The organism is Pseudooceanicola pacificus (genome assembly GCF_009789075.1).
Taxonomy (GTDB): Bacteria; Pseudomonadota; Alphaproteobacteria; order Rhodobacterales; family Rhodobacteraceae; genus Pseudooceanicola; species Pseudooceanicola pacificus.
The window spans coordinates 56,286-62,701 of the sequence record NZ_WNXQ01000015.1 but is presented as its reverse complement, the minus strand read 5'-3'; the positions used below and the strand labels follow the sequence as shown (position 1 = coordinate 62,701).

Sequence of the window (6,416 nt, the reverse complement as noted above, 5' to 3'; positions counted from 1 at the left end):
GGCGGCCAACCTCCCGCGCTGGTCTATTGGCAAAGAAATGATATCAACCAACCCGATCAGCAGGTGCAACGAGTAGCTTAATTTACGCCAGATCCTGTCCAAGAGATGGGGAGTAGCTCAGTCCTCCTGACATCGGGATAAAACTATCCCAGTTGGTGGACCACTTCAGTGGGGGCACTCCACAACCGGTGGTCGGCTTCGGCACCGACGAACAGAAGGCTCGGATGCTGCCGCCTCTGATCCGCGGAGAGCACCGCTCCTGCTTCGGCGTAACCGAACCGGACGCCGGCCTTGATACCACGCATATCTCGACCTTTGCGCGCCGACGCGAAGACGGTGGGTATGTGGTCAACGGGCGCAAGGTCTGGACCTCGACCGCACAGCGCGCAGATCACATCCTGCTGGTGACCCGGACCACGCCCATCGAGGACTGCGAGCGACCGACCGACGGCATGTCAGTGTTCTACACCGATTTCGACCGCAGCAAGATCGACGTGCATGAAATTGCCAAGATGGGCCGCAAGGCGGTCGACTCCAACGCCATCTTCATTGATGGGCTGGAGGTGCCCGAAGAGGACCGCATCGGCGCGGAAGGTGAGGGTTTCAAGGTCCTGCTCCACGGGCTGAATGCCGAGCGGATCATTGTCGCCGCGGCTGCGGTCGGGTTTGGGATGTACGTACTGGAAAAGGCGGCCGCCTATGCGCGCGAACGCGTCGTCTTCGGCCGTCCAATCGGCCAGAACCAGGCGATCCAGCATCCGCTGGCCTCGGTGTGGATGCGCCTTCAGGCGGCGGAACTGATGACCTACAAAGCCGCCACGCTTTACGATCAGGGCAAGCCCTGCGGGCTGGAGGCCAATACCGCGCGCAACCTCGCCGGCTCGGCGGCCTACGAAGCGGCATTCCGCGCGGTGCGCACCCACGGCGGCTTTGGCTTCGCGCAGGAATACCACGTCGAGCGTTACTTTCGCGAAAGCGTACTGAACTTCATCGCGCCGGTCAGCGAGGAGTTGATCCTCTCCTACGTGGCCGAGAAGGCATTGGGGATGCCCAAGTCCTACTGACTCTTCGCCCGTATCGCGATCACTCCGGGTCGTGCCCACCCTCGACGCTGACGAGCGCCGACGGTGGGGCGGCCAAGGCCCTTTTCAGAACGCGTTAAGCCCGGTCAGGTTGCGCCCGATGACCAGTTTTTGGATTTCGGTGGTGCCATCGGGAATCGGCATGACCTTTGCATTGCGGAAGTGCCGTTCAACGTCGAACTCTTTGGTGATGCCGTTGCCGCCGTGGATCTGCACCGCTTTGCCGGCGATTTCGACGGCCATTTCGGTTGCATACCATTTCGCCATCGAGGTCTGGGTGTCACAGCGCACGCCCAGGTCCAGAAGTTGCAGCCCGCGCTGGCACAACAGGCGCGCGGCATCCAGGTGCGTGGCCATGTCGGCCAGGTAGCCTTGAATCAACTGGTGCCCGCCAATCGGCTTGCCATGCTGCTCGCGTTCCTGGGCATATTTGACCGCACATTCCAATGCCGCCTGACCAATGCCGATGCTGGTCAGGCCAACAAACACACGCGCGCTCTCAAACAGTTTCAACGTCTGGAACAGGCCGCCGCCTGCATTACCCAGAACATGCTCGGCGGTGGTTTCCGCCCGGTCGAAAAACAATTCACAGGTCGATGCACCGACAAGTCCCATCTTGCGCAATTCGCGGCTCTCATAGTTGCCGGCCTCGCGGTCGACGATGACCATGGAAATACCGTCGTCCAGATTGCAGACAACGATGGCGAAATCCGACTGGGCCCCATTGGAAATCCAGAGCTTCTGGCCAGTGACGAAAATCTTATCGCCCTCTCGGTCCGCACGTGTCTTGACCTCGCGTACGTTCGAACCGACCTCTGGTTCGGAAATACAGGTGGCACAGATCCGTTCGCTGCGCAGGAGCGGCTTCAGATAGGCCTCTTTCTGCGCCACATTTCCCAAGAGGTTGACCGCGAACACGGCATGACCCTGAATCAGCACCGCGATTGCCAGATCGGCCCATATCCGGGCCAGTTCCTCGTATAGGATGCCATAGGTCATGCGGTCGATTCCGGCACCGCCTTCCTCTTCGGGGATCAGGCCGCTGATCAGCCCGAATTCCTCGACCTTGGCGAACAGGGACTTCAGGGTTTTCGCATCGGGGGGGTGGCCGAGGTTCTCGTATTTCTCGGCCAGCGGCGCGAACTCTGCCTCGGCCATCTTGCGGAAGTTTTCCAGCAACATGCGTTGCTCATCTGTATAGATTGCCTGAGCGGCGGCGATCACGTTTTCCATGGTTCGTCTCCTTGTTTCAACGGCCCAGAATGGTGACGCAGGCGGCCGCTTCTTCTACCCCGTGCAACCCCCCGCCGTTTTCGGCGATGGCATTCTTTGCCCCTTCGACCTGACGCGCGCCAGCTTCGCCGCGCAGTTGCGTGACCAGTTCGAAAACCTGCCCTATCCCTGTGGCACCGACCGGGTGGCCCTTGGATTCCAACCCGCCCGAGGGGTTCACCGGAATGCGTCCGCCGATCTTTGTCTCGCCGCGCAGACTGGCGGGACCGCCCTCGCCGAATTCGACAAATCCGAGGTTCTCGATCTGGATCACTTCGCCCACGGCCGTGGCGTCATGCACTTCGGCCACCGATATATCCTCGGGGCCGATCCCGGCCTGTTCATAGGCCTCAAGCGCGGCAAGCCGGGTCAGGTGGTTCTTGTAATCTTCCGGCGGACGATCGGTGCCCGAGCGCAGGATCGCGGCCTTGACCTTGATCGCGCGCGCGGGATCTAGGCCCAGACGTTTTATCCCCTCGCCGGTGCATAAAACGGCCGCAGCGGCCCCGTCCGAGATCGGGGCGCACATCGGCAGGGTCAGCGGATAGGTGATCGGCGGCGCGGCCAATACCTGATCGACGCTCATGGCTTCTCGGTATTGCGCCAGTGGATTATGCACGGAATGCGCATGGTTCTTGGCGGCGACGGCGGCGAACTGTTCCTGAGTTGTGCCAAAGGTCTTCATGTGAAGCCGGGCGAAGCCTGCGTAGACATCCATGAACACGCTGTAGGGCTTGGGCGATTTCGATCCTTCGGGTTCCTCGACCCCTGCACCCAGATCGGCCAGCCGTTGCGCGACCTCTTCGCTGTTGCTGACGTCCCAGCCGCTGTCGAAGGCCGAAAACATCAACGCACGGTCGTCAGAATACATCTTTTCGGCGCCCACGGCGAGACAGCAGTCGCCATTGCTGGCCTTGAGGAAATCGACTGCCAGTTTGAACCCGGTCGAGGCGCTGGCGCAGGCGTTTTCGACATTCACCACCGGAATGCCCTGAATGCCCATTTCACGCAGCGCGATTTCGCCGCGGATCATGTGCTGGCCCTCCATGTGGCCCTGCACCGCGTTCGAGAAGAATGCGCCGTCGATACGATCTGCCGTCACTCGGGCATCGGAAAGCGCGGCGGCGACGGCCTCGCCGGTCATGTCCTTGATGGTTTTGTCCCGGAACTTTCCGAACGGCGTCATCCCGACGCCAACGATGTAAATGTCCTGCATCGTTTGTCCTCCTGACCTAGTATCCGCGAAACTGCGGTTTTCGTTTTTCATTGAACGCCGACAGACCCTCGTGCATGTCCCAGGATCGCATGTGCGCGCGCAGGTTCAGCATCTCTTCGGAAAGCGCGGCGGTTTCGTCCACGTCCAGCGACCGATTGGCAACCGTCTTCATGCGGCGTAAGACCGCCGGGCTTTTTTCTGCCAGCCTGTCGGTAAAGGCCTGCACCGCTTGTCGCAGGTCTTCGTCCGCGATGACCTTGTTCACCAGTCCCCAGTCCATCATGTCCCGTGCCGAAACGTTCTCGCCCGAGAACAGCAGGTATTTCGCGCGGTTCAGGCCAATCCTACGCGGCAGGATCGCCGCACCGCCGGCCCCGGGAAAGACGCCAAAGTTGGAATGTGCGTCGCCCAGTTGCGCGCTTTCGGCGGCAAAGACCAGATCGCAGGCCATCACCATTTCCAAACCGCCCGCCATCGCCAGCCCGTTCACTGCGGCGATCACCGGTTTCGGGCCATGTCGCATCAGCCCAAACGTGTGATCGACAAGATCCAGAAGATCCGGCTCGCCTGGTGCATGTTTGGCGCCAGCAACTTCTTTCAGATCGGCACCGGCGCAGAATGCCCGGCCAGAGCCGGTCAGGACAATTGTACGCACCCCATCGTCGGCCAGCGCCGATTCCAGTGCTGCCGCCATCTCGCGCAGCATCTGCGTTGACATTGCGTTGAGCTGTTCGGTGCGCTGGAAGGTAATCCATTCAGTTTTTGCGACCCGCTCAACGAATAGCGTCTGCTTTGCTTCACTCATGCTAAGCTCCTGATAATTATACATATTATTGGTTTTTCGCCTTGTCTTTTGCGGCGATTTGCGCTGCACTCGGGCGGACCCGCACGTGGAAAACAAAAGAGCTGGAGATTGATATGAGCACTGCACCCCTGGCCGGCCTGAAAATTCTCAGCCTTGCCGAACAGTTTCCCGGTCCCTATGCCACAATGCTGTTGTCCGACATGGGAGCCGAGGTGATCATGATCGAACGACCGGGTGTCGGCGATCCGGCCCGGCAATTTCCGCCCTTGTTCCGGGCACTGAACCGAGGCAAGCGCAGCGTTGCGTTGGATCTGAAATCGGCCGAGGGGCTGGCACGGTTTCGCGAACTGGCCAAGGAATCGGATGTCATCGTCGAAGGGTTCCGCCCTGGCAAGCTTGCGGCCTTGGGTGCCGGTTTCGAGGACATGCGTAGTGTCAACTCGCGGCTGGTTTATGTATCGATTTCGGGTTACGGGCAGGACGGCCCCTATCGTGACAGGGCTGGCCATGACCTGAGCTATGAAGGGGTTGGCGGTTTGCTGGCCGATCAGGCCGATGCAAAGCAGCCCGGCCCTGTGCCGCCGATCCCCCTTGCGGATGTTGGCGCGGCGTTGTTCGCGGCGATCGCAATCCTGTCGGCGGTGGTGTCGAGCCAGCGCACAGGGCAGGGGCGTTACGTGGACGTGTCCATGTCGGATGCGGTGGTTTCGATGTTGACCGCATTCCTCGTTCCCGCCGCCAATGGAACACCGCTGGGCGAATTTATCGCCGAGCCGGGCTATGGCGTGTTCACCTGCAAAGACGGCAAGCTCTTGACCTTGTCCATCGCGCATGAGGACTGGTTCTGGAAACCGTTCTGCGATGTGATCAACAGGGCGGATCTTGCGCCGTTGACAGGCCGCGACCGTGTCGCCCGCAAGGCCGCGCTGCGCGAAGAAATCGCGGCGATTTTGGTCAACAAGACGCGCGCCGAATGGGGCGACCTTCTGGATAAGGCGGGGGTGCCATGGGGTCCGGTCAATTCCCTGGTCGAAACGTTGGACGACCCCCATGTGCGTGCGCGCCAGCTGCTGCGCAAGATTACGCATGACGGCGGCAAGGCCGAGACTTTTATTGTCCAGCCGTTGAAATTCGATGGTTTCGAAACCGCGATACCGGATCTGCCCCCCGAGCTCGGGGCAGATAATGACAGCGTTTTTTCGGACAGCTCCAACTAGAGGCGGCAGCCGTCCGATGGCGGCTCTAGCAGGCAAAAGAATACCCGCCATTCACCGGATAAGTTTGACCGGTGATCCAGCTGGCAGCATCCGAGCAGAGGAACAGGATCATTCCGGCGGGGTCTTCCGGCTCGCCCAGACGGCGGATCACGTATTGCGACAATGCCCGCTTCTCGGTCTCTGCATCCGGGATCAGGTCGGCGACAGCCGGAGTTCTTGTGCCCCCCAAGGCGACGCAATTCGCGGTGATCCCGAACCGGCCGCCGGCCTTTGCAATTGCCCGCATGAAGCCGGCCGCACCGGCCTTGGCCCCGGAATAAACCGCCAGATGCGGTTCACCGACACGGCCGGCGTCGGAAATGACGGTCACAATGCGCCCATAGCCACTGTTAACCATCAACGGCATGGCGTGACGGGTGCAGTTCAGCACCCCATCGAAATTGGTGGCCATCCAGCGGCGCCATTCGTCGGGATCGGATTCCCAAAAAGGGACCAGATCGTCGAGCCGCGATGTCGGCCCGGCGTTGCCCGCATTGTTGACCAGAATATCCACGCCGCCAAATGTGGTCTGCGTTTCGGCAAACGCCGCGCCAACCGCGTCGAAATCCGAGACGTCGAAGGCGAGCGGCAGAGCCTTTGCACCCGCTGCCTCCACTTCCGCGGCAACGCTTTCGGCCCGTTCGGCGTGAAAATCGTTGACAACGATGGCACCGGCTCCGTGTTCCGCCAGATAAAGCGCGGCTTGCCGACCAACGCCTTGCCCCGCTCCGGTTACAAATGCGGTACGACCTTTGATGGAAAGCAGGTTACTCATCTTCGTTCCT

The 6,416-nt window shown here is 60.8% G+C and carries 6 protein-coding genes; 2 read left to right on the top strand and 4 right to left on the bottom strand.

The genetic code is table 11. The annotated features are described in order from the left end of the window. Positions 1 to 155: 155 nt before the first annotated feature. Positions 156 to 1,064 carry an acyl-CoA dehydrogenase family protein gene (locus GLS40_RS17415; RefSeq protein WP_328598920.1) on the top strand — a complete coding sequence of 303 codons (909 nt, stop codon included), beginning with the start codon at positions 156 to 158 and terminating at the stop codon, positions 1,062 to 1,064. A gap of 84 nt (positions 1,065 to 1,148) precedes the next feature. Here the strand turns inward: GLS40_RS17415 and GLS40_RS17410 are convergent, their stop codons facing one another. Genes GLS40_RS17410 through GLS40_RS17400 form a run of 3 tightly spaced genes read right to left on the bottom strand, consistent with a single transcriptional unit; the run spans position 1,149 to position 4,375 of the window. Beyond that, entirely contained in the window at positions 1,149 to 2,315 is a 1,167-nt protein-coding gene (locus GLS40_RS17410) for an acyl-CoA dehydrogenase family protein (RefSeq protein ID WP_043753698.1), read from the bottom strand. 16 nt (positions 2,316 to 2,331) lie between these two features. Next, the gene (locus GLS40_RS17405; RefSeq protein WP_043753696.1) at positions 2,332 to 3,570 is read right to left on the bottom strand and encodes a thiolase family protein; all 1,239 of its coding nucleotides are present in this window, start codon (positions 3,568 to 3,570) and stop codon (positions 2,332 to 2,334) included. Positions 3,571 to 3,586: 16 nt separating this feature from the next. Then, entirely contained in the window at positions 3,587 to 4,375 is a 789-nt protein-coding gene (locus GLS40_RS17400) for an enoyl-CoA hydratase/isomerase family protein (RefSeq protein WP_028288592.1), read from the bottom strand. A gap of 113 nt (positions 4,376 to 4,488) precedes the next feature. Here GLS40_RS17400 and GLS40_RS17395 point away from each other — a divergent pair, with 113 nt between their 5' ends. Next, on the top strand, positions 4,489 to 5,592 hold the full coding sequence (locus GLS40_RS17395; protein WP_036540260.1) for a CaiB/BaiF CoA transferase family protein: 1,104 nt from the start codon (positions 4,489 to 4,491) through the stop codon (positions 5,590 to 5,592). Positions 5,593 to 5,617: 25 nt separating this feature from the next. On the opposite strand, the gene GLS40_RS17390 is transcribed toward GLS40_RS17395, so the two are convergent. Continuing rightward, the gene (locus tag GLS40_RS17390; RefSeq protein ID WP_043753691.1) at positions 5,618 to 6,406 is read right to left on the bottom strand and encodes an SDR family NAD(P)-dependent oxidoreductase; all 789 of its coding nucleotides are present in this window, start codon (positions 6,404 to 6,406) and stop codon (positions 5,618 to 5,620) included. Between the last annotated feature and the right edge of the window lie 10 nt (positions 6,407 to 6,416).

What these genes read in the sequence shown, in the direction of transcription:
- GLS40_RS17390 (WP_043753691.1), bottom strand. Translation starts at nt 6,406, where the DNA reads ATGAGTAACCTGCTTTCCATCAAAGGTCGTACCGCATTTGTAACCGGA.
- GLS40_RS17400 (WP_028288592.1), bottom strand. Translation starts at nt 4,375, where the DNA reads ATGAGTGAAGCAAAGCAGACGCTATTCGTTGAGCGGGTCGCAAAAACT.
- GLS40_RS17405 (WP_043753696.1), bottom strand. Translation starts at nt 3,570, where the DNA reads ATGCAGGACATTTACATCGTTGGCGTCGGGATGACGCCGTTCGGAAAG.
- GLS40_RS17395 (WP_036540260.1), top strand. Translation starts at nt 4,489, where the DNA reads ATGAGCACTGCACCCCTGGCCGGCCTGAAAATTCTCAGCCTTGCCGAA.
- GLS40_RS17410 (WP_043753698.1), bottom strand. Translation starts at nt 2,315, where the DNA reads ATGGAAAACGTGATCGCCGCCGCTCAGGCAATCTATACAGATGAGCAA.